Source organism: Streptosporangium sp. OZ121 (assembly GCF_051918885.1).
GTDB lineage: Bacteria > Actinomycetota > Actinomycetes > Streptosporangiales > Streptosporangiaceae > Streptosporangium.
This window is the reverse complement of record NZ_JBPXMC010000003.1, coordinates 366,994-392,434: the sequence shown is the minus strand read 5'-3', so window position 1 is coordinate 392,434 and position 25,441 is coordinate 366,994. Positions and strand designations below refer to the sequence as shown.

27 protein-coding genes and 1 tRNA gene are annotated in these 25,441 nt (G+C 71.8%); 16 read left to right on the top strand and 12 right to left on the bottom strand.

Features of this window, described 5'->3' with window-relative positions; translation table 11 throughout:
• Positions 1-114: 114 nt before the first annotated feature.
• Positions 115-765, top strand: a complete 651-nt coding sequence (locus ACTOQ1_RS09440; protein ID WP_440065880.1) for a response regulator — start codon at positions 115-117, stop codon at positions 763-765.
• A gap of 83 nt (positions 766-848) precedes the next feature.
• On the top strand, positions 849-1,634 hold the full coding sequence (locus tag ACTOQ1_RS09435) for a DUF4328 domain-containing protein (RefSeq protein ID WP_440065879.1): 786 nt from the start codon (positions 849-851) through the stop codon (positions 1,632-1,634).
• Positions 1,635-1,678: 44 nt separating this feature from the next.
• Here the strand turns inward: ACTOQ1_RS09435 and ACTOQ1_RS09430 are convergent, their stop codons facing one another.
• The 3 genes from ACTOQ1_RS09430 to ACTOQ1_RS09420 all read right to left on the bottom strand — a co-directional run bounded on the left by ACTOQ1_RS09430 (position 1,679) and on the right by ACTOQ1_RS09420 (position 2,952).
• Entirely contained in the window at positions 1,679-1,945 is a 267-nt protein-coding gene (locus ACTOQ1_RS09430) for a DUF6504 family protein (protein ID WP_440065878.1), read from the bottom strand.
• A 69-nt stretch (positions 1,946-2,014) separates the two neighbouring features.
• Positions 2,015-2,770 (bottom strand): GntR family transcriptional regulator, encoded by a 756-nt coding sequence (locus tag ACTOQ1_RS09425; protein WP_440065877.1) that lies wholly within the window; start codon positions 2,768-2,770, stop codon positions 2,015-2,017.
• Positions 2,767-2,952, bottom strand: coding sequence for a hypothetical protein (locus ACTOQ1_RS09420; RefSeq protein WP_440065876.1), 186 nt, complete (start codon positions 2,950-2,952; stop codon positions 2,767-2,769). The genes ACTOQ1_RS09425 and ACTOQ1_RS09420 overlap by 4 nt, the downstream gene beginning before the upstream one ends.
• 277 nt (positions 2,953-3,229) lie before the next feature.
• On the opposite strand from ACTOQ1_RS09420, the gene ACTOQ1_RS09415 reads away from it, so the two are divergent.
• From ACTOQ1_RS09415 to ACTOQ1_RS09385, 7 genes are all read left to right on the top strand, one after another.
• On the top strand, positions 3,230-4,399 hold the full coding sequence (locus tag ACTOQ1_RS09415) for an ABC transporter substrate-binding protein (RefSeq protein WP_440065874.1): 1,170 nt from the start codon (positions 3,230-3,232) through the stop codon (positions 4,397-4,399).
• Positions 4,396-5,277, top strand: coding sequence for an ABC transporter permease (locus ACTOQ1_RS09410; protein ID WP_440065873.1), 882 nt, complete (start codon positions 4,396-4,398; stop codon positions 5,275-5,277). The genes ACTOQ1_RS09415 and ACTOQ1_RS09410 overlap by 4 nt, the downstream gene beginning before the upstream one ends.
• Entirely contained in the window at positions 5,265-6,119 is an 855-nt protein-coding gene (locus ACTOQ1_RS09405) for an ABC transporter permease (protein ID WP_440065872.1), read from the top strand. Before ACTOQ1_RS09410 ends, ACTOQ1_RS09405 begins: the two co-directional genes overlap by 13 nt.
• The gene (locus ACTOQ1_RS09400; protein ID WP_440065871.1) at positions 6,116-7,261 is read left to right on the top strand and encodes an ABC transporter ATP-binding protein; all 1,146 of its coding nucleotides are present in this window, start codon (positions 6,116-6,118) and stop codon (positions 7,259-7,261) included. The genes ACTOQ1_RS09405 and ACTOQ1_RS09400 overlap by 4 nt, the downstream gene beginning before the upstream one ends.
• Positions 7,251-7,973 carry an HAD family hydrolase gene (locus ACTOQ1_RS09395; RefSeq protein WP_440065870.1) on the top strand — a complete coding sequence of 241 codons (723 nt, stop codon included), beginning with the start codon at positions 7,251-7,253 and terminating at the stop codon, positions 7,971-7,973. The genes ACTOQ1_RS09400 and ACTOQ1_RS09395 overlap by 11 nt, the downstream gene beginning before the upstream one ends.
• A gap of 37 nt (positions 7,974-8,010) precedes the next feature.
• Positions 8,011-9,903 carry a serine/threonine protein kinase gene (locus ACTOQ1_RS09390; protein WP_440065869.1) on the top strand — a complete coding sequence of 631 codons (1,893 nt, stop codon included), beginning with the start codon at positions 8,011-8,013 and terminating at the stop codon, positions 9,901-9,903.
• Positions 9,904-9,983: 80 nt separating this feature from the next.
• A complete protein-coding gene (locus ACTOQ1_RS09385; RefSeq protein ID WP_440065868.1) occupies positions 9,984-10,946 on the top strand; it encodes a quinone oxidoreductase family protein in 963 nt (320 codons plus the stop codon).
• A 139-nt stretch (positions 10,947-11,085) separates the two neighbouring features.
• Here ACTOQ1_RS09385 and ACTOQ1_RS09380 read toward each other — a convergent pair whose 3' ends face one another.
• The 3 genes from ACTOQ1_RS09380 to ACTOQ1_RS09370 are packed head-to-tail and all read right to left on the bottom strand — an operon-like array spanning position 11,086 to position 13,923.
• Entirely contained in the window at positions 11,086-12,222 is a 1,137-nt protein-coding gene (locus ACTOQ1_RS09380; RefSeq protein ID WP_440065867.1) for a PucR family transcriptional regulator, read from the bottom strand.
• On the bottom strand, positions 12,222-13,025 hold the full coding sequence (locus ACTOQ1_RS09375; RefSeq protein ID WP_440065866.1) for an ABC transporter permease subunit: 804 nt from the start codon (positions 13,023-13,025) through the stop codon (positions 12,222-12,224). Before ACTOQ1_RS09375 ends, ACTOQ1_RS09380 begins: the two co-directional genes overlap by 1 nt.
• Positions 13,006-13,923 (bottom strand): ABC transporter ATP-binding protein, encoded by a 918-nt coding sequence (locus tag ACTOQ1_RS09370; protein WP_440065865.1) that lies wholly within the window; start codon positions 13,921-13,923, stop codon positions 13,006-13,008. The genes ACTOQ1_RS09375 and ACTOQ1_RS09370 overlap by 20 nt, the downstream gene beginning before the upstream one ends.
• A gap of 129 nt (positions 13,924-14,052) precedes the next feature.
• Between ACTOQ1_RS09370 and ACTOQ1_RS09365 the strand changes: the two genes are divergently transcribed.
• Positions 14,053-14,886 (top strand): patatin-like phospholipase family protein, encoded by an 834-nt coding sequence (locus tag ACTOQ1_RS09365; RefSeq protein ID WP_440065864.1) that lies wholly within the window; start codon positions 14,053-14,055, stop codon positions 14,884-14,886.
• Between the two features lie 176 nt (positions 14,887-15,062).
• Positions 15,063-16,097 carry a 1-acyl-sn-glycerol-3-phosphate acyltransferase gene (locus tag ACTOQ1_RS09360; RefSeq protein ID WP_440065863.1) on the top strand — a complete coding sequence of 345 codons (1,035 nt, stop codon included), beginning with the start codon at positions 15,063-15,065 and terminating at the stop codon, positions 16,095-16,097.
• Between the two features lie 15 nt (positions 16,098-16,112).
• On the opposite strand, the gene ACTOQ1_RS09355 is transcribed toward ACTOQ1_RS09360, so the two are convergent.
• From ACTOQ1_RS09355 to ACTOQ1_RS09340, 4 genes are all read right to left on the bottom strand, one after another.
• Positions 16,113-16,316, bottom strand: coding sequence for an SHOCT domain-containing protein (locus ACTOQ1_RS09355; protein ID WP_440065862.1), 204 nt, complete (start codon positions 16,314-16,316; stop codon positions 16,113-16,115).
• 219 nt (positions 16,317-16,535) lie between these two features.
• The gene (locus ACTOQ1_RS09350; protein WP_440065861.1) at positions 16,536-18,083 is read right to left on the bottom strand and encodes a cobyric acid synthase; all 1,548 of its coding nucleotides are present in this window, start codon (positions 18,081-18,083) and stop codon (positions 16,536-16,538) included.
• Positions 18,084-18,291: 208 nt separating this feature from the next.
• Positions 18,292-19,194 (bottom strand): cobalamin biosynthesis protein, encoded by a 903-nt coding sequence (locus ACTOQ1_RS09345; protein WP_440065984.1) that lies wholly within the window; start codon positions 19,192-19,194, stop codon positions 18,292-18,294.
• A 55-nt stretch (positions 19,195-19,249) separates the two neighbouring features.
• On the bottom strand, positions 19,250-20,056 hold the full coding sequence (locus ACTOQ1_RS09340; protein WP_440065860.1) for a phosphotransferase enzyme family protein: 807 nt from the start codon (positions 20,054-20,056) through the stop codon (positions 19,250-19,252).
• Between the two features lie 397 nt (positions 20,057-20,453).
• Here ACTOQ1_RS09340 and ACTOQ1_RS09335 point away from each other — a divergent pair.
• Positions 20,454-20,527 (top strand) — tRNA-Arg (locus ACTOQ1_RS09335).
• A gap of 803 nt (positions 20,528-21,330) precedes the next feature.
• Here ACTOQ1_RS09335 and ACTOQ1_RS09330 read toward each other — a convergent pair.
• Positions 21,331-21,948 carry a hypothetical protein gene (locus ACTOQ1_RS09330; protein WP_440065859.1) on the bottom strand — a complete coding sequence of 206 codons (618 nt, stop codon included), beginning with the start codon at positions 21,946-21,948 and terminating at the stop codon, positions 21,331-21,333.
• A gap of 2 nt (positions 21,949-21,950) precedes the next feature.
• Positions 21,951-22,523 (bottom strand): RNA polymerase sigma factor, encoded by a 573-nt coding sequence (locus ACTOQ1_RS09325; RefSeq protein WP_440065857.1) that lies wholly within the window; start codon positions 22,521-22,523, stop codon positions 21,951-21,953.
• Positions 22,524-22,888: 365 nt separating this feature from the next.
• On the opposite strand from ACTOQ1_RS09325, the gene ACTOQ1_RS09320 reads away from it, so the two are divergent.
• The 4 genes from ACTOQ1_RS09320 (at position 22,889) to ACTOQ1_RS09305 (ending at position 25,393) form a co-directional block, all read left to right on the top strand.
• Positions 22,889-23,269: a hypothetical protein gene (locus ACTOQ1_RS09320; RefSeq protein WP_440065856.1), complete on the top strand. Its 381-nt coding sequence runs from the start codon at positions 22,889-22,891 to the stop codon at positions 23,267-23,269.
• Between the two features lie 47 nt (positions 23,270-23,316).
• Positions 23,317-23,931, top strand: coding sequence for a carboxymuconolactone decarboxylase family protein (locus tag ACTOQ1_RS09315; protein ID WP_440065855.1), 615 nt, complete (start codon positions 23,317-23,319; stop codon positions 23,929-23,931).
• A gap of 4 nt (positions 23,932-23,935) precedes the next feature.
• Positions 23,936-24,514, top strand: coding sequence for a TetR/AcrR family transcriptional regulator (locus ACTOQ1_RS09310; RefSeq protein ID WP_440065854.1), 579 nt, complete (start codon positions 23,936-23,938; stop codon positions 24,512-24,514).
• Positions 24,515-24,772: 258 nt separating this feature from the next.
• Positions 24,773-25,393, top strand: a complete 621-nt coding sequence (locus tag ACTOQ1_RS09305; RefSeq protein WP_440065853.1) for a histidine phosphatase family protein — start codon at positions 24,773-24,775, stop codon at positions 25,391-25,393.
• Positions 25,394-25,441: the final 48 nt, after the last annotated feature.

The following is a 25,441-nucleotide window of genomic DNA, read 5'->3' as shown; positions in this document are numbered from 1 at the left end:
CCGGCCCCCCGATCACCGGCCGGGAGGAAAAATTTATCCGGTACGCCACCGTTCGCCGGCGCATCGGCCGGATGCCCGATCCGGACCCGCTCGCGGGCTGGCACAATCCATGAGGTGACGATTCGGGTGCTCATCGCCGACGACCAGGAACTGGTACGGACCGGGTTCCAGATGATTCTGGACGCCCAGGAGGACATGGAGGTCCTGGCGACGGCCGCGAACGGGGCCGAGGCCGTCGAGCTGGCGCGGAGGCTGCGGCCGGACGTGTGCCTGCTCGACATCCGGATGCCCAAGCTGGACGGCCTGGAGGCCACCCGCATCCTCGCGGGGCCGGGGGTGCAGGACCCGATGAAGGTGGTCATCGTCACCACCTTCGACCTCGACGAGTACGTCTACGGGGCGCTGCGCGCCGGGGCGACCGGTTTCCTGCTCAAGGACAGCGGGCCGACGCTGCTCATCGAGGCGATCCGGGCCGCGGCGGCCGGGGACGCGCTGGTGTCGCCTTCGGTGACCGTACGCCTGCTCGAACACCTGTCCCATCCTCGGACCGGTGCCGTCCGGCCGCCCAGCGAGCCCCTCACCGAGCGCGAGCTGGACGTCGTGCGCCTGGTGGCCAGGGGGCGGACCAACCAGGAGGTGGCCGCCGAGCTGTTCGTCTCGCTGTCGACCGTGAAGACGCACCTGGGAAGCATCCACACGAAGCTGGGTGCCAGGAACCGGGTGGAGACCGCCGCGTGGGCGTGGGAGTCCGGCATCGTCGGCTGAGGGGGTCGTTTGGGCTGATTAGCGGGAGAGCTGACGGGATAGAAAGAGGGCAGGTCCTCGGCGCATGGCGGGGGGAGATATACATGCGCTCTATCCCATCTCTACAGAAAAGGTCGGCTTCGGCCGTCTACGTCGCTCTCACCGCACTGGTGATCGCGATCGCCGCCCTGGCGGTGTTCGAACAGGCCCGTGGCCGGCGCCTCGTCCTGGAGATAGCCGAGCTCGGCGGCGACCCCCACGCCCCCGGTGCCGACGCGGTCTTCGGCGCGGTCACCGTCTTCGCCATCCTGATCATGTTCTTCGCCGCGACCGCGATCGCCGCCGTCGCCGCGTACCTGAACTGGCTGCTCCGCGCCCGGCAGGGCGCCGACCTGCCCGCGGTGGCACCGGTCCTGGTGAGCTGGTTCGTGCCGGTGGTCAACCTGGTCGCGCCCGCCGTGCTGGTCGACCGGCTGTGGTGGGCCTCCCGTCCGCCGCTGGACCGCCGCCTCCGCTGGACGGCGCTACTCACCGCCTGGTGGCTGAGCTGGCTCGTCGCGCTCGCCCTGGTGCTGGCCCGGCTGTGGCCGGGGGCGTCCCAGGGAGGCACGAACCTGACCGGCTTCGGGCCGACCGAACTGATCGCCGTCGCGGTCGCCTCCCTGCTGTGCGCGGCGACCGTACGGCAGATCACCGGGATCCAGGCCGCGGGTGCCAGGCACCGGCGGCAGGCCGACGCGGAGCACCACCTCCCGCCGCCTCCGGCGGAGGCGGTCTCGCACCTGCTCGTGAGGAGCTCCCCGCCCCCCGCGCCCGCCGCCCCGGAGGCTTCCTCGCCGGAGACCTCGGAGCAGGACCAGCCCCAGGAGGTCCACCCCGCCGGACAGTGAGCGAGGGCCGCCCCACCCGGCGGAAGTCGGGCCGGGGCGAGGCGTCAGTCCCATGCCCTGATCAGCAACCAGCCCTCGCCCGCGGTGTCGAACCGGAGCTCGTAGGTGCCGGCCTGATCACCCGTGGCGGCCTCGGTCCGCCAGAACCGCCGCTCGCCGGGATCGCTGTCGGAGATCTTCCACCACTCGCGCGCGACGACCCAGTGGTCGAGGACCCGGCGGACGGTGTAGAGGCGGTCGCGCCAGACGAACTGGACGGGCTGCCCGTCGCGGATCCACACCTCGATGGGGTCGCCGTAAAGTCTGCTCAAGACGCCTCTCCCGCGGCTTTCGAACGAGCACCCGGGGGAAGGCGGGCCTGGCGTATCGAACATACGTTCTCACGGCGCCGGGCGCAAGTCACCCATCTGCCGTACGAGCGGGTTGGCGTCCACCGAGTTGCGGATGCTGAAGGTCACGCTGCCCGCGCGGTAGCGGTCGTCGGACCACTCGACGGGCCGTCCCTCGTGGGTGGTGGTGACCCGGCGCTGGCGCAGCAGCGGGCTGCCCCTGCGCACGGCCAGCAGCCTGGCGTCCTGGACGCCCGCGGCCACCGCGTCGATGAGGTGCTCGCCGTAGGCGAAGACGAGGCCGACGCTGTCGTACAGCGCCTGGGTGACCGACTCGCAGCCCGGCTCGATGCGCTCGACGGCCGGGGCGATCCACCCGGCGTAGACCGTGCGCTCCAGCATCACCGGCTCGCCCTCCAGGGAGCGCAGCCGCAGCACGGAGAGCACCGGATCACCGGGCTGGAGCGCCAGCCGTACGGCCTCGGTGGCGCCCGCGCCCCTGCGACGCTGCTGCAGCACCTGCCCGCTGACCCGGTAGCCCATCGCCCGCGCCCACTGGGCGAAGCTGTGCAGCTCGGCGAAGCTCTGGCTGCGCTCGCGGCCGAGCACGATGCGCCTGGCCCCCTGCCGGGACCCGACCAGGCCCTCGGTGGCGAGCACGGCGACCGCCTGGCGGATCGTGCCGCGCGAGGCGGCGAAGCGGGTGGCCAGTTCGGCCTCGGAGGGCAGCTGGGCGCCCACGGGGTGCTCGCCTCGCATGATCGCGTCGCGCAGTTCCTCCGCGATGCCCATGTACCGGGCCGTCATACCCGCCCCCCTTCCTGACGGTCCGCGAGCACCCGCGCCGCCTCCAGGAAACCCGCGAACACCCGCGCCGCCTCCAGGAAACCCGCGAGCGCCCGTGCTCGTTCCTGACGGCCCGCGAGCGCCCGCGTCCCCTCCGGCGCGCCCGCGAACTCCAGGGCACCTCTCCACGCATCCGCGAACACCCGGTGACCGCGCAATCTCGCCTCGCCTCTCAAGCCGCCCTCTCGCTCCCGGCCCGGCGCGCGTCGGCGGGATCCCTCGCTGCGCGCACCTGGCGGCCGGCTCAGCCCCACCCTAAACAAGCATTAATAGCTCACATAGCCCCGGTTCACGCATTTCACCGCCGTACTTCGTCCGTTCACCAAACAGCAACTGATTCACGACAGAGGAGGTCTAGCTTGTTTGTACAAGTTCGTCTACTTTCGTGAAATATTGCGCGACACCCCCTTGGGAGACACCGTGATCGCATCCCGAGTTCGCTTTGCAGGCCTGGCGGCCTTCCTCCTGGTCGGCGCCGCCGCGTGCGGAGCCGCCCCCGGTACGACGGCACCGTCCGCGGGCGCCTCCGACGGAGGTTCCGCGGCCGGAGTGGACGCCAGAACCGCCACCTCCGCGGCCGACTTCGGCGGGCTGGACAAGCTCGTCGAGGCCGCCAAGAAGGAGGGCAAGCTCCACGTCATCGCCCTCCCGCCCGACTGGGCCAACTACGGAAAGATCATCGAGGCCTTCAAGGCGAAGTACGGCATCGAGATCGAGAGCGAGACCCCCGACGCCTCCAGCGCCGACGAGATCAACGCGGTGAAGACCCGCAAGGGCCAGGACCGCGCCCCCGACGTGCTCGACCTCGGCCAGTCCTTCGCGATCAGCGGCGCCGCCGAGGGCCTGTTCGCGCCGTACAAGGTCGAGACCTGGGACAAGATCCCCGAGAACCAGAAGGAGCCCAGCGGCCTCTGGTTCAACGACTACGGCGGCTACATCTCCATCGGCTGCGACGCCAAGAAGATCGCCAAGTGCCCGGAGACCTACGCCGACCTGCTCAAGCCCGAGTACAAGGGCAAGGTCGCCCTGAACGGCAACCCCACCAAGTCGGGCTCGGCGTTCGCGGGCGTGTACGCGGCGGCCCTCGCCAACGGCGGCTCCTTCGACGACATCCAGCCCGGCCTGGACTTCTTCAAGAAGCTGAAGGACACCGGGAACTTCAACCCCGTCGAGACCACCCCGGCCACCATCGAGAAGGGCGAGACCCAGATCAGCATCGACTGGGACTACAACAACGCCGCCTACGCCCCCAAGATGGCCGAGAAGGGCCTCGACTGGAAGACCGTCATCCCCAGCGACGGCAAGTATTTCCAGCTCTACGCCCAGGCCATCAACAAGGACGCCCCGCACCCGGCCGCCGCGCGCCTGTGGCAGGAGTTCCTCTACAGCCCCGAGGGCCAGAATCTCTACCTCGGCGGCTTCGCCCGCCCGGTGCTGCTGCCCGCGATGAAGGCCGACGGCACGGTCGACGCGGCCGCGGAGGCCAACCTCCCGCCGGTCGAGGGTGAGCCCACCTTCCCGACGGAGGAGCAGGTCAACAAGGCCAAGGAGGTCCTGGCCGGAGGCTGGGGCGCCGCGGTCTCGGGATGACCGTCCCCGCCGTCACGGCCGCCGCCCCGCGCGGCGGCGGCCGTCCTCGATCCAAGAACTGGCTGGGAGCCCTGCCGCTGCTGGTCGTGACGGCGGTGGCCTTCGGGATCCCGGCGCTCACACTGCTGGTCGGCGCGTTCACCGTCAAGGACCCGGCGACCAAGGTGTCCTCCCTCGGCACCGCCAACCTGTCCAGGAGCCTCCAGGGGCCCTACCTGAACGCCCTGCTCAGCAGCGTCCAGCTGTCGGCCGTGGTGGCGGTCGCCGCCGCGGTCGCCGGGACGTTCCTGGCCCAGGCGGTGCTGACCTCCCGGTTCACCGCGCTGCGCGAGGCCGTGCTGACCTTCTCCGGCGTGCTGTCCAACTTCGGCGGCGTGCCGCTGGCCTTCATCTGGATCGCCACCCTGGGCAACTCGGGGGTGATCACCACCGCGCTGGGCCTCGGCCCGGGGGTGCTGTACAACTTCTGGGGCCTGGCCCTGGTCTACATGTACTTCTCGGTGCCGTTGATGGTGCTCGTCGTGACCCCGGCGCTGGACGGCCTGCGCCCGCAGTGGCGGGAGGCGGCGCAGAACAACGGCGCCACCACCTGGCAGTTCTGGCGCTACGTCGGCATCCCGGTGCTGACCCCGGCCCTGCTCGGCGGCGTCGTCCTGCTGTTCGGCGGCGCGTTCGCCGCCTACGCCACCGCCTACGCCATGGTGGGCAGCACGGTCCCGCTGGTCACCCTGCAGATCGCCGAGGCCCTCACCGGGGACGTCCTCATCGGGTACGAGAACGTCGCGCTCGCGCTGAGCCTCGACATGATCGTCGTCGCGCTGCTGGTGATGGCGGTCTACCTGCCGCTGCAGAAGAGGAGCTCCCGATGGTTGCGGTAGCCACCCTGACCGACGTCACCCCGGGCCCCGCCGCCACCGCCCGCCCCGGGCAGCGCCGGGCCTGGCGGGGGATCGTGCTGGTCGTCGCGGCGATCTACTTCGTCGTGCCGATGGCGGTGTCCTTCTGGTTCACCGTCTACTCGGAGGGGCAGGGCTTCTCGCTCGCCGCCTACGGGCGGATCCTCTCGGCGCCCGGTTTCCTGCCCAGCCTGCTGCTCTCCCTCGCGCTCGCCGCCTGCACCATCGTCGCGGTGCTGCTGCTCACCCTCCCGGCGATGCTGGCCGTACGGCTCGGCGCGCCCCGGCTGCGGCCGGTGCTGGAGCTGATCTCCACGCTCCCGCTGGTAGTACCCCCGATCACCTACGTGGTCGGCATCAGCACGGCGCTGCGCGAGGGCGTCGACGCGCTGGCCGCCACACCGTTCTGGGCGACGCTGATCGCCGTCCAGGACGAGAGGTTCCCGTTCGTCCTCGTGCTCGCGTACGTGATGCTGACGCTGCCGTTCGCCTACCGGTCGCTGGACGCCGGGCTGCGCGCGATCGACGTGCGGACGCTGGTGGAGGCGGCCCGCAACCTGGGCGCCTCGTGGCCGTACGTGCTGTTCCGGGTGATCATCCCCAACATCCGCTCCTCCATCGCCAGCGCCTCGTTCCTCACCCTCGCGCTGGTGCTCGGCGAGTACACCATCGCGGCCCTGCTCGGCTACGAGACGTTCCCGGTCTGGATCGTGACCATCTCCGGGAACGACGGGCAGCTCTCCGTCGCCCTGTCGATCATCAGCCTGCTCCTCATCTGGCTGCTGCTGCTCACCCTCTCGGGTGCGGGAAGGAAACGCAGATGACCGTCGAGTTCCGGGGGCTGCGCCGCGCGTTCGGCCGTACGGTGGCCCTGGACGGCTTGGACCTCACCGTCGAACAGGGCGAACTGATGGCCCTGCTCGGCCCTTCCGGCTGCGGGAAGACCACGGCGCTGCGCTGCGTCGCCGGTTTCGAGCACCCCGACGCCGGAGCGGTGCTCGTGGACGGCAAGGACATCACCCGGGTCCCCGCCAACCGGCGGGACGCGGGCATGGTCTTCCAGTCCTACAGCCTGTTCCCCAACCTCAACGCCAGGGACAACGTGGCCTTCGGGCTGCGGGTGCGCAAGGTGCCGACCGCCAAGCGGCACGCGCGGGCGGACGAGCTGCTGGAGCTGGTCGGCCTGCCGGCGCACGCCCAGCGCTACCCGCACGAGCTGTCCGGCGGCCAGCAGCAGCGCGTCGCCCTGGCCAGGGCGCTGGCGCTGGAGCCGCGCGTGCTGCTGCTCGACGAGCCGCTGTCCGCGCTGGACGCCAAGGTCCGTGTCTCGCTGCGCGAGGAGATCCGGCGGCTCCAGCTCGAACTGGGCATCACCACCATCTTCGTCACCCACGACCAGGAGGAGGCCCTGTCGGTCGCCGACAAGGTCGCGGTGCTGCGCGCCGGGCGGCTGGAGCAGTGCGGCCCGCCGGCCGAGGTCTACGACCGGCCCGCCACCCCGTTCGTGGCGGAGTTCGTCGGCGCGATGAACCACGTCCCCGGCCGCCTGTCCGGCCAGGAGGTCACCGTCATGGGCAAGCTCATGCCGGTGGACGGCCCGCTGCCGTCCTCGCCCGACGTCGACGTGCTGGTACGCCCCGAGGCCGTGCTGGTCACCCCCTCCCCCGACGGGAACGCCACGATCGTGGCGTCGTCCTTCCGCGGCTCCACCGCGCGGCTGCGGGTGCGGGTGGGCGAGCTGGAGGTCCTCAGCGACGTGCCGGGACACGACGCGGTACGCCTGGCGCCGGGCACGCGGGTGGACGTCGCCCTCGTGCAGCGGCCCGTGCTCGTCGCCGCGCGCACCGCCCCCGCGCCCGTCCTCACCTCCGAGGACCCCGCGAAGTCCCCGGAGTCCCCGGAGTCCCCGGAGTCCTCGAAGTCCCCGAAGGCGGCCGAGTCGGAGGACGTCGCGGGTGTCGGGTGAGCTCGGAGCCGTCCTGTTCGACATGGACGGCACGCTCGTGGACACCGAGGGGATGTGGTGGCAGGCGTGCGTGGAGGTCGCCGCCGAGCTGGACCTGGAGCTGACGGAGGCCGACGCCGGCCACGTCCTCGGCCGCCTGGTCGAGGACGCGGCCGGCTACCTCGCGCGCCGCGCCCCCGCGCCGCCCGGTACGGAACAGGCCGGGGTCGAACGGGCCGGTGCGGAGCGGGCCGGGGCCGAACGGGCCAGGGTCGAACGGGTCGGGGCGCGGCTCACCGAGGCCTTCGCCGAACGGGTCTCCGGCGGGGTGACACCGCTGCCAGGCGCGATCCGGCTGCTGGACGACCTGGGGGCGGAAGGCGTGCCCACGGCCCTGGTCAGCGCCTCGCCGCGGCTCATCGTCGACATGGTCCTGCACACCGTCGGGGCGGAGCGGTTCGCCCTGGTCGTGGCCGCCGAGGACACCGCGCGCGGCAAGCCGCTGCCCGACCCGTACCTGCGGGCGGCCTCCGGGCTGGGCCTCGACCCGGCCGACTGCGTGGCCGTGGAGGACAGTCCCACCGGGCTCGCGGCGGCCCGCGCGGCCGGGTGCCGGGTGGTGTCGGTCTCCGGCGATCCGGTGGCGGAGGACGTGCTGAGCGTGGACAGTCTGGAAAAAGTGGACCTGCCGCTGTTGCGACTGCTGGCGAGCGGCAAGAGATCGATAGGCTGAGCCACTCATGTGACGGCGTATGCGGTTAGGTACAAAGGTGAACAACCTCAGTCCCGACGAACCCCTGCAGATAGGCCGATACCGCGTGCTCAGCAGGCTGGGCCGGGGCGGGATGGGCACGGTCTATCTTGGCGAGTCCCCTGACGGGCAGCAGGTCGCCATCAAGGTCATCAATCCGGAGTACAGCCAGCACGAACGGTTCCGGATGCGCTTCCGCAGGGAGGCCGACGCGGCGCAGCGGGTCCGCAGGTTCTGCACGGCCGCGGTCATCGAGGCGGCGCTCGACGACGACCAGCTCTACGTCGTCACCGAGTACGTCACCGGGCCCAACCTCGAGGAGGCCGTCGACTCCGGCGGCCCGCTCCGCGGCTCCAGCCTCGACGCGCTCGCCGTCGGGGTGGCGACCGCGCTGACCGCCATCCACGGCGCCGGAGTGGTGCACCGCGACCTCAAGCCGTCCAACGTGCTGCTCTCCCCCGTCGGCCCCCGCGTCATCGACTTCGGCATCGCCCGCGCGCTGGACACCCTCAGCGGAATGACCGGGACCGGCGAGATCCTCGGCACCCCCCGCTACATGGCGCCCGAGGTACTGCGCGGCGAGCCGGTCTCGGCCGCCTGCGACGTGTTCTCGTGGGGCTGCCTGATGGCCTTCGCCGCGAGCGGGCGGGCACCGTTCGGCGGCGAGGCGCTGCCCGCGGTGCTGTACCAGGTGCTCAACACCGAGCCGTCCCTGGAGGGCATGGAGCCCGCGCTGCGCGAACTGGTCACCTACGCGCTGACCAAGGACCCGCGGAACCGGCCCACCTCACAGCAGCTCCTCGACCACCTGGTGGGCCGCTCCGCCGCACCCGAGCAGGCCGCCCACTCTGTCCAGGCCTCCTGGCAGGAACCTCAGGGACCTCAGGGACCTCAGGGACCGCCCGGCGGCGCCCCCTGGACCGGACCCGCCGGGCCGCCCTTCCCCGGCTCCGGCAGCGGACCCGTGGGACAGAACTCCGTTCCCGGCCGAGGTCACGCGGGTCACCCGGCCGATCCCGACTGGAGCCACACCGCGCCGTCCGTGCGAGGCGGCCACACGGTCTCCGGCGCCTTCCACGACGGCCCCGGCCACACCCTCCCCGAGCGGCCACGGGACGACACCGGGCCTTTCCTCTCGCGAGGCGGGACTGCCGGACGGCGGAAACTGGTGGTCGGGGTGGTCGTGGCGGCCCTGATGGTGGCGGCCGGAGGGCTCGGCCTGCGCCTCGCGCTCGCTCCCGGCGGCCCGCCGGAGAACCTCGCCCTGCTCTACCAGGACGACTTCACCCAGAGCGGCACCGGCTGGAGCGGCGGCACCTACAGCCCGATGACCGGCACGTACGGCTACGCCCCCGAGGGCTACTACGCCGTCGACGTCAGCGGGTACTCCCCCGTCAGGCGGGAGCAGGCCCCGATCCCCTTCGTGTCCGCTCCCCCGGCCACCCCCGACCCCACGGCCAGCCCCACGCCGATCACCCCGAGCAGGATCCTGCTCGGCTCCGACATCACGATCCGCTCAGGCACCACCGGAATGGGCGAGTACGGGCTGTTCTGCCGGGGCGAGGACGACAACAAGGCGACACGGTACGAGTTCCTGCTCGACACCACGGGCAACGCCCGCATCCGCAAGACCGTGAAGAGCGCCGGGGGCGAGCTCACCAAGCCCGTCAAGGTCGACCTGCCCAAGGGCGAGGCCATCCGGCTCACGGCCGAGTGCACCGGCGTCGAGGGGGGCGTGCAGCTCACCATGTGGGTCAACGACGAGCAGACCCAGTCGTTCCTCGACACCAACCCGTTGCCCAACGGGCTGGTCGGCGTGATCGCCAGGGTGGGCGAGAACAGCAACGCGGTCCTGCGGACCGCGTTCGACAACTTCACCCTGCACGGTCCGGCCACCACCCGGCAGCCCTGACCGGATGGCCGCGACGGTGAGTGCTCCGCATGACAATGGGGACGATCGAGACATTCGACTGACCTAAGGAGTTCAGCACGATGCGCGCCATAGTCGTCTCCGCCACCGGCGGGCCCGAGGTTCTCACCTACACCGACGACCACCCGGACCCCCGGCTGAACCCGGGCGACGTCCTGGTCGACGTCGCGGCCTCCGGCGTGAACTTCATCGACGTCTACCACCGGATCGGCCGCTACCCGCTCTCACTGCCCTTCGTCCCCGGGGAGGAGGGCGCGGGCACCGTCGCCGCGGTCGGCGAGGACGTCCGTGACGTCGCCGTCGGCGACACCGTGGCCTGGGCCAACGTGCCGGGCAGCTACGCCTCCAGGGCCACGGTGCCCGCCTCCAAGCTGCTCACCGTGCCCGAGGGGGTCGCCGCCGAGGTCGCGGCGGCCGTCACCCTCCAGGGGCTGACCGCGCACTACCTGACGCACTCCACGTACGAGGTGAAGGCGGGGGACGACGTCCTGGTGCACGCCGCCGCCGGGGGCATGGGCCTGCTGCTCACCCAGATCGCCAAGCTGCGCGGCGCCCGGGTGATCGGCACGGTCTCCACCGAGGAGAAGGAGATCCTGGCCCGCCAGGCGGGTGCCGACGAGGTGTTCCGCTACAAGGGCTTCGCCGACGCCGTCCGCGACCTGACCGGCTCCGGCGTGCACGTCGTCTACGACGGCGTGGGCGCGGCCACCTTCGACGAGAGCGTCGCCTCGCTGCGACCGCGCGGCATGATGGCGCTGTACGGCCAGGCCAGCGGCCCGGTCCCGCCGCTCGACCCGCAGCTCCTCGCCAGGAGCGGCTCCCTCTTCCTGACCCGCCCGACTCTGGGCGCCTACATCGCCACCCGGGACGAGCTCACCTGGCGCGCCTCCGACCTCTACGGCTGGGTGGCGTCCGGTCAGCTGCGGGTGCACATCTCCGAGCGCTACCCGCTCGCCGAGGCCGCCCGCGCGCACGAGGACCTCGAAGCCCGCCGTACGACCGGCAAGGTGCTTCTGATCCCGTAACGGCACGGCGGACGGGCACGACGGCCGGCACGGCGGTCGGGCGACCCGGCCGGCACGGCGAACGGACGGACCGGCCCGGTCGGCGCAGCGGGTGGACGAGCCGGGCCGGTCGGCGCGGCCGGTAGGCGAGCCGTCCAGGTCAGTGCAGCGGGTGGGCGGGCCAGTCCAGGAGGCGGGCTCCCAGGACCGCCGTCTCCAGGGTGAAACGCTGGGTGGGGTCATCCGGTGAGAACCCGGTGAGGCGGCGGATCCGCTCCAGCCGGTAGGTCACCGCCCGGGTGCTGACGCCGAGCCTGCGCGCGGCGGCGGTCTGGTTGCCCTGGGAGGCGAAGACGGCCTCCAGCGTGGCGAGCAGCGGCTCGGGACCGCCCCGCGCCTCCAGCAGCGGGCTGAGCACGCTCGTCACCAGGTCCTCGATGGCCGTACGGTCCCGCAGCAGCACCGGGAACACCAGCAGGTCCGCGGCCTTGAGCACGGGGGCGCGCAGTCCCAGCCGGTCACCGAGCTCGATGGCGTTGGCACCCTCCCGGTAGGAGGTGACCACCCCGCCGGGGCCCCGGTGCGCCCGGCCGAGCCCGATCCGCCAGCCGGGCGCGAACGCCTGGCGCACGTGGTGGGTGAACTCGCCGGTCGCGACGGTGAGGCTGCCCGGCGCGACGCACACGAGCATCCCGTCGCGGACCGCGACCAGCACGTTGTGCGAGCCGAACCGGGCGACCAGCGCGTCCTCGATCCGCCGGGCCGTCCCCTCGGCCTCCCCCGCGAGCCCGCCGTCCCCCGGAGCGGCGGCCGGGGCGGCCGTGGCGACTCCGGCTCCCGCGACTCCGGCTCCCGCGGCTCCGGCTCCCGCGACTCCGGCTCCGGCTCCGGCGACTTCAGCGGCTCCGGCGGGACGCGCGACGGCGACCACGTACGTCTCGGCCAGGCGGAGCCCGAAGTGCTCGGCCCGTTCGGCGAGCCTGTCGGCGCGGCCCTGGAGCAGGTCGTCGACGAACTCCCTGCGCGCCGCCTCCTCCTGGCGCAGCGCCGACCGCTGGGCGTTCTCGTACCCCTCCATCAGGGCGGAGACCGTGCGCCGCAGGGCCGGGAGCGGGGTGGGGCTCACCGACTCGGCCATGGCCAGCGCGGCCTCGACCAGGGCCCGCGCGGACGCGCCCCGCTCGGCGGCCAGCGCACCGGCGGCGCGGCAGTCGTCGAGCTCGGCCCGGCCGGGCAGCCTGCCGGTGGCGGCCGCCTCCCGTAACACCCGGAGATGGCCGCCCAGCAGCTCGTCCATCAGACTCCCACGTCACGCCTGTCGAAGGCCGGCATCGCGATCAGGAGCAGCGCGACGGTCGCCCCGGCCAGCACGAGATAGTCCCACACCGGGAATCCCAGCTGGATCGGCCGTCCGTCGAGGTAGTAGTGGAACGGCGAGATCCAGCGCAGCCAGGACACCGCGTCCACGTTCTTGCCCATGGTCTCGACCGCGTATCCGGCCACGGCGACCGCCCCGACCGCCGCCAGGGCGACCCCCCTGCGGCCCGTCGCGGCGCCGACCGTCAGGCAGAGCGTGCCGAAGAAGAGGGCGAGCAGGAAGACGCCGGCGTGACCGGCGAAAATCCTGCCGGCGGGGACGCCCATGTCCACGGCCGCCGCCAGGCCCAGCACGACGAGGAAGGTGACCGCCGCCACGCCGAGCAGCGCGAGTGCCAGGGCGGCGAAGCGCTCCAGGACGAGCCGCCTGCGGTCGACCGGGAGGGTCAGGACCAGCTCCAGCGTGCCCGACTCCTCGGGCTGGGCGATCGCCCGGTTGCCGATCGCCGCGGCGCACGCGATGAACAGCATCGGCCCGAACAGCTGGTAGACCAGGGTCTGCAGGTAGCCGGACCCGCTGGTGAAACCGCCCTCCAGGCCGCCCATGAGGTCGCGCATGGCCCCGGGGAACTTGCTCAGCGCGATGTCCCCGTAGAGGTCGGGGTTGCTCTGGATGGTCGGGTAGTAGGCCAGGTACAGCGCGAAGAACGCGCTGATCCCGACGGTCCAGCCGAGCAGCGTCCTGCGGTAGTCACGCAGGCTCTTAGACACCAGCGTCGGCACGGCTCGCCTCTCCTTCCTCGTTCTGGCTGTAGTAGGTGAGGAAGATCTCCTCCAGGTCGGGCTGTGCGCTGACCATGTGCACCACGGTGAACCTCGCCGCCGCCTTGATCAGCGCGTCCGGGCGGCCGTCGATGGTGCAGCGCAGCCCGGCCCCCTCCATCCGCAGGTCCCGTACACCCGGCAGGTTCTCGAACGCCTCGCGGGGCACCGGGGCGTCGAAGTGGAACTCCACCCGGCGCACCGCCTTCTCCCTGAGCGCGGAGACGTCCTCCACCGCGACCAGCCTGCCGCCGCGCACGATGCCGACCCGGTCGGAGACGTCCTCGGCCTCGGCCAGCACGTGAGAGGACATCAGCACGGTACGGCCCGAGGCGCGGACCTCGCGGACCATCGCCAGGAACTCCTGCTGCATCAACGGGTCCAGGCCGCTGGTCGGCTCGTCGAGGATCAGGAACTCCGGCTCGTGCATGAACGCCTGGATGAGCCCGACCTTCTGCTTGTTGCCCTTGGAGAGCTTGCCCATGGGCACCGACAGGTCGGCCTCCAGCCGCTCGGCCAGCGCCTCGATCCGCCCCTTGGGCACGCCGTCGCGCATCGCGCCGAGGAAGGCGAGGAACTCCCCCGCCTTCTCCCTGCCCTCCAGGGCCAGCTCGCCTGGCAGGTAGCCGATCCGGCTCCGCACGCTCGCCTCGCGGGGATCCCGGCCGAGGACCGTCATCCGGCCCCGGGTGGGGCGGATGACGTCCAGGAGCAGCCTGATCGTCGTCGTCTTTCCCGATCCGTTCGGGCCGAGATACCCGAACACCTCCCCGGGCCGGATCTCCAGGTCGAGATCCTCAAGTCCCCGGCGCCCGCCGTAGAACTTGGTGAGCCCCTCGGTCTCCACTACCGCTGTCATGCATCAGATCGTGCCCGCTCGGCACCGCCGGGGTCATGACCGGACCCGGACAGCTGATCGCCCCTTCGTTGCGCGGATCCGGAACCCGCCAGGCGGCGCCGCGCTCGGCCGCGGGGCTATGGTGAGCCCATGAGCCTGGACACTGCCTTCGTACTGGGTGGCGGGGGCGTCCTCGGCGCCCACGAGGTGGGCATGCTGCGGGCGCTCGACGAGGCGGGCATCAAGCCCGACGTGATCATCGGCACGTCCGTGGGCGCGCTGAACGGCGTGGTGCTCGCCGCCGCCCCCGGTGACGCGGTCGCGCGCCTGACCACGCTGTGGGGTTCGGAGATCGTCCGTACGGCGTTCGCGGGGTCCTGGGTGACCCGGCTGTCCACCCTCGCCAGGAGCGGCACCCACCTGCACTCCTCCGAGCCGCTGCGCGACCTGCTGGCCAGGACGCTGCCGGTCTCCCGCATCGAGGACCTGTCCGTACCGTTCCAGTGCGTGGCCGCCTCCGTCGAGCGCGCCGCCGCGCACTGGTTCACCGAGGGCCCCCTGGTCGACGCGGTCCTCGCCTCCTGCGCCGTCCCCGGGCTGCTGCCGCCCGTCCGCGTCGGCGACGGCCACTACCTCGACGGCGGGCTGGTGCACAGCATCCCGGTCGGCCGGGCCGTCGCGCTCGGCGCCCGGCGGGTCTACGTGCTGCACGTGGGCAGGATCGAGCGTCCCCTGGTCGTGCCCCGGCGCCCGTGGGAGGTCGGCATGACCGCCTTCGAGATCGCCCGGCGGCACCGCTTCACCGAGGAGATGGCCACCCTGCCGGACGACATCGAGGCCCATGTCATGCCGTCCGGGGGCGAGTCCCGACCAGGAATAGACCTCTCTCAGCTGCGTTATCGGGATTCATCGCATATATCTGAATACATCGATCGCGCGTACCGGGCCTCGTCCGACTACCTGGTCCGGCAAGCGTCCCCCTGAGCCACTCCACCGTCCGCAACGGTGCCGATATAAACCAAGCCGAGTCATATATCCATATTGGGGTAGGCCCACACCGGGGGTACTCCCGAGGAGACACGTCCGGATCATCGCCTCCTGAGTCACGCCGGCCCCGCACACGCACCACGACCGCACATCCACACAGGCAGGAGCCGCTCGTGCTGCCTCCTCGCATCATCCGCCGCCTGGTCCTGGCCCCGCTCGTCATCGTGCTCACCGTCGTCGCGGTGCTCACGCTCCCGATCTGGCTGCTGGTGGTGACCGCGGCCTCGCTGCGCCTGCCGCCCCCGCAGCGGCGCGGCACCCGGCTGGTCTGGTTCGCGATGGCGTGGCTGACGCTGGAGTCGCTGGCGCTGTGCGCCTGCCTGTGGCTGTGGGTGGCGAACGGTCTGGGCGGCCGGCTCAACCGCGACGAGTACCAGGAGCGGCACTACGAGCTGATCCAGTGGTTCCTGTCCAAGATCTACGAGGCCGCGGTGCGGATCTTCCGCCTGAGCGTCGAGGTCGACGAGCCGCCGCCGACCTCCGAGGAGATCTCCCGCCGCCTCACCCGTCCCGTCATCGTCCTGTCCCGCCACGCGGGCCCGGGCGACTCGTTCCTGCTCGTCCACCACCTTCTCGCCCGGTACGGCAGGCGCCCGAGGATCGTGATGAAGGCGGCCCTGCAGTTCGTCCCCTCGCTGGACGTGGTGATCAACCGCCTCCCCAACGCCTTCGTCCACCGCAAGGCCGCCGAGAGCGGCATCCTCGGCGAGATCCGCCGCCTGTCCTCCGACATGGACGCCGACGACGCCCTGGTGATCTTCCCGGAGGGCGGCAACTTCACCCCGAAGCGCCGCTGGCGGACCATCCTGCGACTGGAGCAGAAGGGCCTGTCGGAGGAGGCCGCGCGGGCCCGCAGGCTGCGGCACCTGATGGCCCCCCGCCCCAACGGGGCCATCGCCGCCATCGAGGCCTGCCCCGAGGCGGACGTGGTCTTCGTCGCGCACACCGGTCTCGACGACCTGGTCACCCTCGGGGACATCTGGACCCGCCTGCCGCTCAGCGCCCAGATCAAGGCCAAGTGGTGGCGGGTCCAGGCCGCCGACGTGCCGCGCGACCGTGAGGACCAGATCCGCTGGCTCTTCGACCAGTGGGAGGAGATCGACGCCTGGATCACCGCGAACCAGCCGGCTCCCGCCCCTGCGGCCTGACCACGGCCGGCGGGACTACCAGTCCTGGGAGAGGCCCGACATGCGGCGGAGGTATTCGTCCTCGTCGATCTCACCGGCCGCGTAGCGGCGCTTGAGGATCTCCCGGGGACTTTCGGCGATGGACCTGCGTGCCGCCGAGGCGCGGACCGCCATGGTCACACCGAGAACCACCACCGCGATCACCGCGATGACGAAGAGCAACATCAGGATGCGGGACATGGTCGGCCTCCCATACCCCCATCAGACCTGGCGGGGGAATATCGAGTTTACCCGGCAGAGGAACCTTCGCTTTTTCGCCGGCCGAAGTGATGTGCCCGCCTCCGATCCTCAGGGGAAACAGTGCGGGAGAGCCGAGAGAGCACTCCCCCGACCTGCGGAGAGACCACTCCCGCAACCCGCGGAGGGGAGCACCGGCTCGACCGGCGAGGAAGCACCGGCTCAGCCGACGGGGAAAGCACCGGCTCGACCGGCGGCGGGAACACCGGCCGAGAAGTCCGGAGCCTCGCGCGAAGCCCCGCCGGGTGGCAGCGGCGGCAGTCCCCGAGGTGCCCCGCCCTCCAGCAGCCTGAGCAGGGCGCCGGTGTCGACGTTCCGCTCGATCAGGTCACCGAGCGCGTCCAGCCTCTCCTCCCGCAGGGCGGCGAACGACACGTCCGGTGCCGGGGTGAAGTCACGCCCGGAGACGGCGGCCACCTCGGCGAGGAAGGACCGGCGGAAGCCGTCGTTCTCCAGGGCGCCGTGCCAGGTGGTCCCCCACACCGAGCCGTCCCGGCAGCCGTCCAGGAAGGGCTCGCCGCCGTCGGCCGTCACCACGCCGTGGTGGATCTCGTACGCGGCGACCGGGTGGCCGTACGCGGTGCCGGCCGGACGGCCCAGCGTCTTGTCCGCGGCGAACTCCACCGACGCGGGCAGCAGCCCCAGCCCCTCGACCAGGCCCGCTCCCGACTCGACGTCGTCGCGGATGGTCCTGGCGAGCATCTGGTAACCGCCGCAGATGCCCAGCACCGCCCGGCCCGGCAGGGCCGCGGCCAGGCCGGTGGCGCGGAGCCACGCCAGGTCGGAGACCGTGGCCCGGGAACCGGGCAGCACCACCAGGTCGGCGTCGTCCAGCTCGCCGGGGGAGGTCACGAACCGGACCGCCACCCCGGGTTCCGAGGCCAGCGCGTCCACGTCGGTGAAGTTGGAGATCCGCGGCAGCCGTACCACCGCCACCCGCAGGGTCTGCCTGCCGTACGGGGCGCGCGCTCCGATCGCGGGCCGGTTGTCCAGGGCCAGGGAGTCCTCGACGTCCAGCCAGAGGCCGTCCAGCCAGGGCAGGACCCCGTACACCTCGCGGCCGGTCAGCTCCCTGATCATGTCCAGCCCCGGTTCGAGGAGCTCGGGCGCCCCCCGGAACTTGTTGATCACGAACCCGGCGACCAGCGCCTGGTCGGCGGGTTCCAGCAGCGCCACCGTCCCGTACAGCGCGGCGAAGACCCCGCCCCTGTCGATGTCGCCGACCACGATGACCGGCAGGTTCGCGGCACGGGCCAGGCCCATGTTGGCGATGTCCCCCCTGCGCAGGTTGATCTCCGCCGGGCTGCCCGCCCCCTCGCAGACCACCACGTCGTACGCGCCCCGCAACCGCTCCAGCGCGTCCACCGCGACCTGGCGGAGCCGCTCCTTGACGTCCCAGTACTCCATCGCGTCGACCTCGGCCATCGGCCTGCCCATCACCACGACCTGGCTGCGCCGGTCGCTGCCCGGCTTGAGCAGGATCGGGTTCATGTCCGCGCTGGGCTCCAGCCCGCACGCGGCGGCCTGCATCGCCTGGGCCCGGCCGATCTCGGCGCCGTCGGCGGTGACGAAGGAGTTGAGCGACATGTTCTGCGCCTTGTACGGCGCGACCCTCACCCCCTGCCGGGCCAGCCAGCGGCAGATCCCGGCGGTGACGACGCTCTTGCCCGCGTCGGAGGTCGTCCCCGCGACCAGCAGTGCCCCCTTCACCCCTTTCGCCCCTTTCGCCCCCTTCACGCCTTCGCCCCGGCCCGAGGAGTGGCGAACCCGGCACGACACGCGGCATCGCGACGACCCGTGACACCGGGACGGCGGGTGGCATCAGGACAGATCGGAACCACAGGCGGTTCTCCGGGGGAATCAACCATCATGGCGACCAGCATGCCGCCCCGGCGCCCGCACCGCCCACCCGGACTCCCTACCGGCGCCGCAGGACGGCCAGGACCGCCAGGGCCGCGGCCCCGAGGCCCACCGCCCGCGCGAGCCGTACCGACCTGCGGATGTCCGCGACCGAGGGCTCGGGCCCGTCGCCCATCTCCGGCCGGTGCTCCACGCGGGTGCCGTACACGTTGACCCCGCCCAGCGTGAGGTCCAGCGCGCCCGCGAAGGCGGCCTCGCAGCGGCCCGCGTTGGGACTGGGGTGGCGGTGGCCGTCCCTGCGCAGCACCGCCACCGCGCGCCGCGCCGAACCCCCCACCAGGGGGGCGCCGAGCGCGGCGAGCAGCCCGGTGATCCGGGCGGGCACGAAGTTGGCGACGTCGTCGAGGCGGGCCGCCGCCCAGCCGAAGCGCTCGTAGCGCGCGTTCCGGTGGCCGACCATCGCGTCCAGCGTGTTGACGGCCCGGTACGCGAGCAGGCCGGGCACCCCGGCCACCGCCCCCCAGAACAGCGGCGCCACCACCGCGTCCGAGGTGTTCTCCGCGATCGACTCGACGGTGGCCCTGGCGAGCCCGGCCTCCCCCAGCCCGGACGGGTCGCGCCCGCACAGGTGCGACAGCCGTCCCCGCGCCCCCGCGAGATCACCGTCCTCCAGGAACCCGGCCATCGCCGTGCCCTCGCGGCCCAGCGTCGTACCGCCGACGACCGCCCACGTCGCCGCCGCGCTCAGCGCGGCCCGCACCACCGGGTTGCGCGACCGGGTCGCGGCGTGGCCGAGCAGCGCCACCGGGACGACGCACAGGGCCACGTGGAGGACGCCCCGGGCCCGGCCGTCTCCGTACACCCGCCTCTCCACCCCGGCGGCGGCGGTACCGAACAGCGCGACCGGATGCCCGCGCCGGGGGTCGGCGAGCACGGCGTCGATCACGACCCCGGCGAGCATCCCCACCCCCTCGGCCGTCCCCGGCCGCCTTCCCCTCACCCTGGTCCCCGGCCGCCTAAACGAGATGCTCATGGAGCTCATCCTGGTGGGTCTCCAGCCACACGCGGGCCCGCCGGATGCGCTCCCCCGCCCCACCGGCCCACATCCGGGCCCATCCGCCGCTCTCACCCTGCGCCTCGACCTTGGTCCGCATCGCGTGGTACGAGCGGTCGAAGCGGAGCCGGGCGAGATCCAGCAGGCGACGGCGGTCGCGGGGCTTCAGGCCGTACTCGTCGCAGAACAGCCGGAGCCGGGGACCGACGTCGAGGCGGCGCTGGAGCGGCTCCAGATCGACGGGATCGGCGATCGGCGCCCAGTGGCGCAGCGTGGTGACCACGTCGAACAGCCGGGTCGTCGGCCGGGCCATGTCGAAGTCGATCAGCGCGGCGGGCAGCCCGTCACGGAAGATCACATTGTCGAGGTTGACGTCGCAGTGCCCGATGAGTTGCGGTGCCGCGTCGTCGTTGGACCCGGCCTCCCAGACGGCCCCTCGCGGCGGGACGAAACCCTCCGCCGCGTCGTGGAGACCGCGCAGCAGCCGCGCCAGCGCGGCCAGCGACTCCCCGGTGAGCGCGTACGAGGGCAGCGGCCTGGCCGCGGACTCCCCCTCGACATAGCTCAGGATCTCCCTGCCCCGCTCGTCGACTCCCAGCGCCCGGGGAGCACCCTCGAACCCGGAGCGCTCCAGATGGCGCAGGAGCGCGTGCACCGACCCCGTGGAGGCCCTGCTGGGCCGCCGGACGGTGTCCCCGACCCGCACCACCCCGTCGGTGACATCACCGCCCAGAAGGGGGATCTCCTCTTGGACCGTGGTGACGAACATGGCATACGAGCCTAGACCGCCTCGCCTCTTCGAGAGAACGATTCGGGCAGACCGCTCCCGCCGGACGGACAGCCCGGAAGGACTCCCGGCCCTTCCGAACGCCCGGTCCCTGCCCATCCGAACGTCCGGTCCTCGCCCATCCGAACGTCCCGCCCTGGCCCTTCCGAACGCCCGCCCCCGCCCCCGCCGCGCCCGGCGGAAGAACCACCAGGTCAGACGCACAGAGGAGCCCCTCGCCGTTCCGGCTCCCCCCTTTCGAACGGCCATCACCCACCTGAGCCGGGGCGGGTGAGCGGTCACTCTCCCCGCAGAGCGGGTGATCCACAGAGTGATCCTCACGACACCGGCCCAAAACCGTTACGTGGGCACTCCCCGGATCATGCACAATTGAGCGGGAGCACCCTTAGCTCAGCTGGATAGAGCATCGGACTTCTAATCCGACGGTCGCAGGTTCGAATCCTGCAGGGTGCGCTGCCGAGACCAGGTCATCCACGCGCTGACCTGGTCTTCTCCTTGTCCGGGGTCCGACCCCCTCATGCAGCCGCAGGCGGCCGAAAGCAGCCGTGTGCCACCGGTCGCGGAACATGCGCGGGATGGATCCCGCCCCGTTCTCCCGGGTGGGACCGAGGATTCCGGAGTGCCGAGGAGTGATTCCGGGGCCGAAACGGCGACGGACCCCGAGGAGCCCTGGGATCCTTCCAAGGCCCATGATCCGCATCACGCGACGAGCGTGGCCAAGATCCTTCAGTTCGCCACCTCGCGCCGACCGTCGATGCACCTGGCGTAGGCCCTGGGCATCACACCGAATCACTCCGGCCATGCGGGCGAGGCGAGACGCCGTCCGCGCAGGCCGACCGGTCGGCGATCATCCGGGAGCGCGCATCGGGTCTCTTCGACCACCTCCGACACCGAATGACCTCCGCGGAGGGCCGCTGTATCTGGAGCACGGCCAACAGTCGCCGAAGCAATCAACGCCGCCTGTGAAGGCATGGCCCCACGTGAACGGCTTCGCGCCGAAGGTGTGCGCATCCCCTGCTCGATCCCGGAAGCGAGCCCCATGCCACAGGTCCGGAACCACCCGGACCTGTGGCATGGCATGGACCGTCACCGCCGCTCCCGAGTAACCCAGGATCGCGGTAGCCCGGTGCCGGTGTATCCGGTGTGGCCGAGCAGCCCCTCTCATCCCGCGACCGAGGCCTTCCGCCCGCGGGTGCAACGGCAGCTGGCGTCCTGGCAGCGGCATGCCCGGCGGGACCGTGCCGGGCAAGAACCCCTCAGCCGGTGTCCGCGACGGGCGTGCACGGTCGCACGGGGGTGTCCGCCCGGGCCAGCCACTTGCCAAGTCGCCAGGGCACCTGTGCGTTCGGGTTGTCGCGGAACTCCATCACGAGCGTCTCGCCCGGCCTGATGTGCTCGGGGGAGATCCGGATCGTCCGTACGGAGGTCACCGTGGCGGCCTTGAGCGAACGCGATTCGTTCACGAGTGAACGCAACTCGTCCGGTCCCGTGGTGGGCGGCCCGTCGTAGCTCGGATCCACACCGGCGAACCGAGGAGCCACGCACCGCGTGCCCGCGGCCAGGAACGTCACGTCCGCCTTGACGCCGGCCGCGCCCAGCTTGGCCTGCAGCCCTTCGGGGTCGCGTAGCTCGTTGACGGTCACCGTGAGCGTGCCGTCCGGGCTCTTGGCCAGCGCGTAGGCGGGAGTGTCGTTTCCGATGATCAGCGGTATGACCGCGACCGCCGCCGCGGCACCGGCCGCGACCAGCAGCCGGGGGGCGGTGACGAGGCGCCGCCGGGGGTGCATCCCGTCGAGGAGCCGTCTCCGCGCTACGGCGAGCTCCCCCGGGGTGGCCGGCGGAATGGTCTCCCACATGGCCTTCAGTGTGTCCATCGTCATTCTCCTCGTTCTTCCTGGTTCAGGGCTTGGCGGATCTGGAGACGGGCCCGGTTGAGCCGCGAGGCGACGGTGCCCGGTGGGATGGCGAGCGCGTCGGCGACCTCCTGGTAGCTCAGTTCGGCCCAGGCGACGAGCAGCAGCACGTCGCGATCGGCTCGTTTGAGTTCCAGCAGGGCCCGTGCCAGCGGTCGGTTGACGGCCAGGGTGTTGACTCCGTCCTCCACCTGGAGGCCGGGTATCTCCGCCGGATGCACGCCACTGCGGATGTACGCGCGGTAGAGGTTCGTCTCGGTGCGCCGCCGCTTGCCGATCACGTTGGAGGCGATGCCGTACAGCCACGGGCGGGCGTCGGAGCGGCCCCGGTCATAATCGCTCCGGCGCTGGAAGGCGGCCAGAAAGGTGTCCGCCACGACGTCCTCCGCCTCGCTGGGGCCCAGTCGCCTGGTCACGTAGCGGTGCAGAAGCGGCGCGTGCCGGTCGAACAGGACGGCGAAGATCTCGGGCTCGTTCAGCGACCGCTCGATGAGGGTCGCGTCATCGACCTCGATGGCTTCGCGGGGGATTGTCATACATGTTGGCCTTTCCTGGCGTATGAGGTCACCTGTAGTTACCGCGCCGGGCCGAAATCCTTCATCGGGCAGTCACCGCGCCCCGGGGACGCGGCCGACACGGAACACGCAAGGAACGATCTTCGTCGCGCCCGCCCGGCGGATGACGTTCTCCCCCGACGACGGCCCTTGCGGCGCCGAAGCCGTCGAGCGGGTCTTGAACGGCCAGGTCACCGACGGTGTGGGGAGCACCCCCAGAAGTATGACGATGGTCACTATCAGCCGATTTTTCCGAAACGGACTAGTAAGTCCGGTACTGTTTGCCACTAAACGGACCATAGAGTCCGTTTCCACGTCGAGTCACCGCGCAGAAGGAAGTTCGAGTGATGAACCATTCGCGTATCAGCGAAGCCCTCCGGGAACTGGTCTTCGAGCCCAGGCTCGAACTGGACGAGGCCCTGGACAAGTACTACGCCCCCGGCTACGTCCACCGCAGTGACGGGACGTCCCTCGACCGCGCCGAGTTCGCCGAGATGGTGGCGCGCACCCGGAGCCAGATCGTCAGCGGCACGGTGACCGTGCTCGACGAGTTGCGGGACGGTCCCACCTACGCCGAACGGCACGTCTTCGAGATCACCATGCTCGACGGCTCCACTCTCCGGCGGGAGATCTCGATCTTCGGCTCCTTCGCCGAGGACGGCCGCTTCCAGCACCTCAGCGAGACGGGGTTCTCCGTCAGCCCGGACGAGACCCGCCGAACGACCTGACGAGACCTGAAGAGACCTGACAAGACCTGAGGAGAGTGGAGAAGGACATGCCCCGTCTCGCGGATCCCGATCCGAAGAACATCCCGGACGACGTACGCGAATTCCTCGCCGTCCTGCCGCCGGACCCGCTGGTCAGGATGCTGACCCACTCGGCCGGCACCGTGAAGCCGTTCATCCGGCTCGCGAAGGCACAGTTCAGCTCGCTGGAGCTGCCGGCCCGCTCGCGGGAGCTCGTGATCCTGACCGTGGCCGAGTACGCCGGGTGCGAGTTCGTCGCGGCCCAGCACCGGCCGATGGCGGAGGCGGCCGGTGTCGACGAGCGCACCAGGCGGCTCATTCGCGGCAGGGAACTCGACAGTCCCGAACTGTCGGCCTCCGACCGGGCCCTCATCCGGTTCACCGCCGAGGTGGTTCGGCGGCCCACCGTGTCCGACGAGCTCTTCGACCAGGCCCGGCGGTTCCTCACCGAGCGCGAGATCGTGGAGGTTCTCCAGGTCGCCGGCTACTACTGGTCGTTCAGCCGGGTCTGCACCGTGCTCGAGGTCGAGATCACCAAGGTGTACGGCGCCGGCGAACCGGTGCTCGCCGGCGGATCCGACGCCACCAGGCTCGGGCCGGCGGGTGTCCCAGGTGAGCACGGCGACGATGCTGGGGCACACTGATTCCATGGCCTCGTCCGACATCATCCGGCCGCCGATCGAACCGGCCCGCTCCCATCGGCGCCTGGACGCCCGGCGCAACCACGAAAGGGTGATCACGGCCGCCCGGGAGCTTCTCGCCCAGCACGGCCTCCAGATGACGGTGCCCCAGGTGGCGGAACGGGCCGGGGTCGGCCGGGCGACCGTGTATCGGAGTTACCCCACCAAGGACGACCTGATCGTCGCGATCGTCCAAGAGCAGTTCCAGCAGCTGGAGCAGCGTACGCTCGCCGCGCTCGACAGCGACGACGCCTACCAGGGGCTACGCGACTACATCCCCGACCTGCTCGAACACCTCACCCGCAACCGGGGGCTCGCCGCCGCGTTCTTCGAGGGCAGGCTCGTCCCCGCCGGCCGCCTCCTGGAGCTGATCGCCCGGCTCGTCGAAGCCGCCAAACCGTCCGGCCAGATCCGTCAGGACGCCGGCGAGCTGGACCTGCGTGTCGTCCTCTGCGGAGTGATCAGGCAGCTCATCACCCTGGACCGGTGGGACCAGGCCCTGTGGCGCCGTTACGGGCACATGGTGCTCAACGCGTTCCGCCCCTGAGCGGTCCGGCGAGACGCCCTCGCCGCACGAGACCGGCCACGCCCGGCGACTCGCTCCCGATCCGGCGGTCGCGGACCCCCGGCCCGGCCCACGCCGTCGTCTTCGAGGATGAGCACCACATCGCGCGGCGGGGCCTCCGCCTCGCCGGTCGCGTCCACGCCGCCCCGGCCGGCCTCCCCGCAAGCGAGTGGCCGTCGCCGATGGGCGCCCGGACGGTGAGAGTCGGTATGGTGTCGCCCGGAAGGCGAAAGGATCACTGTGCCGTACTCCTCCCGCTACCTGTATCTCACCCGGCACGGCGAGGCCTCGCCGGTCGAGGGCGAGCTGACGGAGAACGGCCGCCGGCAGGCCGCGCTGCTCGGCAGGCGGCTTCGGGGGGTTCCCCTGTCGGCGATCCACCACGGTCCGCTGCCCCGGGCCCGCCAGACCGCACGGCTGATCGGCGAGCAGCTGGACGGCGTCCCCCTGCACGTCTCGGAGGCCGCCGGAGACTACGTTCCCTACACGCCGGAGAGGGATGAGCTGCCGTCCGAGGCGGCCGACCACCTGCTCCGCTTCCTCGGCCTGTTCCCGGCCGAGGAGCGCGAGCGCGGCGAGGCGCTGGCCCGCGAGGCGCTGGAACGGCTGACGGGCCCGGTGGAGGGCGACGCGGACCGCCACGAGCTGGTCGTCACCCACGACTTCCTGGCCGGCTGGCTCGTGCGGGCCGCGCAGGACGCCCCGAGGTGGCGGTGGCTGGGGCTCAACCACTGCAACGCGGCGCTGACGGTCATCCGGTACGCGCCGGGCCGCCCCTCGGCCGTCCTCTTCTTCAACGACATGAGCCACCTGCCCGCCGGGCTGCGCTGGACCGGTTTCCCCGAGGTGCCGCGCGTGTGAGGCGCGGCCCGGCCGTGGCGGCGGCCGGTTCGGGCCTTCGGTTCCGAG

What these genes read in the sequence shown, in the direction of transcription:
- ACTOQ1_RS09400 (WP_440065871.1), top strand. Translation starts at nt 6,116, where the DNA reads ATGACCGTCGAGTTCCGGGGGCTGCGCCGCGCGTTCGGCCGTACGGTG.
- ACTOQ1_RS09355 (WP_440065862.1), bottom strand. Translation starts at nt 16,316, where the DNA reads ATGTCCCGCATCCTGATGTTGCTCTTCGTCATCGCGGTGATCGCGGTG.
- ACTOQ1_RS09380 (WP_440065867.1), bottom strand. Translation starts at nt 12,222, where the DNA reads ATGGACGAGCTGCTGGGCGGCCATCTCCGGGTGTTACGGGAGGCGGCC.
- ACTOQ1_RS09310 (WP_440065854.1), top strand. Translation starts at nt 23,936, where the DNA reads ATGGCCTCGTCCGACATCATCCGGCCGCCGATCGAACCGGCCCGCTCC.
- ACTOQ1_RS09370 (WP_440065865.1), bottom strand. Translation starts at nt 13,923, where the DNA reads ATGACAGCGGTAGTGGAGACCGAGGGGCTCACCAAGTTCTACGGCGGG.
- ACTOQ1_RS09365 (WP_440065864.1), top strand. Translation starts at nt 14,053, where the DNA reads ATGAGCCTGGACACTGCCTTCGTACTGGGTGGCGGGGGCGTCCTCGGC.
- ACTOQ1_RS09405 (WP_440065872.1), top strand. Translation starts at nt 5,265, where the DNA reads ATGGTTGCGGTAGCCACCCTGACCGACGTCACCCCGGGCCCCGCCGCC.
- ACTOQ1_RS09435 (WP_440065879.1), top strand. Translation starts at nt 849, where the DNA reads ATGCGCTCTATCCCATCTCTACAGAAAAGGTCGGCTTCGGCCGTCTAC.
- ACTOQ1_RS09385 (WP_440065868.1), top strand. Translation starts at nt 9,984, where the DNA reads ATGCGCGCCATAGTCGTCTCCGCCACCGGCGGGCCCGAGGTTCTCACC.
- ACTOQ1_RS09410 (WP_440065873.1), top strand. Translation starts at nt 4,396, where the DNA reads ATGACCGTCCCCGCCGTCACGGCCGCCGCCCCGCGCGGCGGCGGCCGT.
- ACTOQ1_RS09315 (WP_440065855.1), top strand. Translation starts at nt 23,317, where the DNA reads ATGCCCCGTCTCGCGGATCCCGATCCGAAGAACATCCCGGACGACGTA.
- ACTOQ1_RS09340 (WP_440065860.1), bottom strand. Translation starts at nt 20,056, where the DNA reads ATGTTCGTCACCACGGTCCAAGAGGAGATCCCCCTTCTGGGCGGTGAT.
- ACTOQ1_RS09425 (WP_440065877.1), bottom strand. Translation starts at nt 2,770, where the DNA reads ATGACGGCCCGGTACATGGGCATCGCGGAGGAACTGCGCGACGCGATC.
- ACTOQ1_RS09330 (WP_440065859.1), bottom strand. Translation starts at nt 21,948, where the DNA reads ATGGACACACTGAAGGCCATGTGGGAGACCATTCCGCCGGCCACCCCG.
- ACTOQ1_RS09320 (WP_440065856.1), top strand. Translation starts at nt 22,889, where the DNA reads ATGAACCATTCGCGTATCAGCGAAGCCCTCCGGGAACTGGTCTTCGAG.
- ACTOQ1_RS09325 (WP_440065857.1), bottom strand. Translation starts at nt 22,523, where the DNA reads ATGACAATCCCCCGCGAAGCCATCGAGGTCGATGACGCGACCCTCATC.
- ACTOQ1_RS09345 (WP_440065984.1), bottom strand. Translation starts at nt 19,194, where the DNA reads ATGCTCGCCGGGGTCGTGATCGACGCCGTGCTCGCCGACCCCCGGCGC.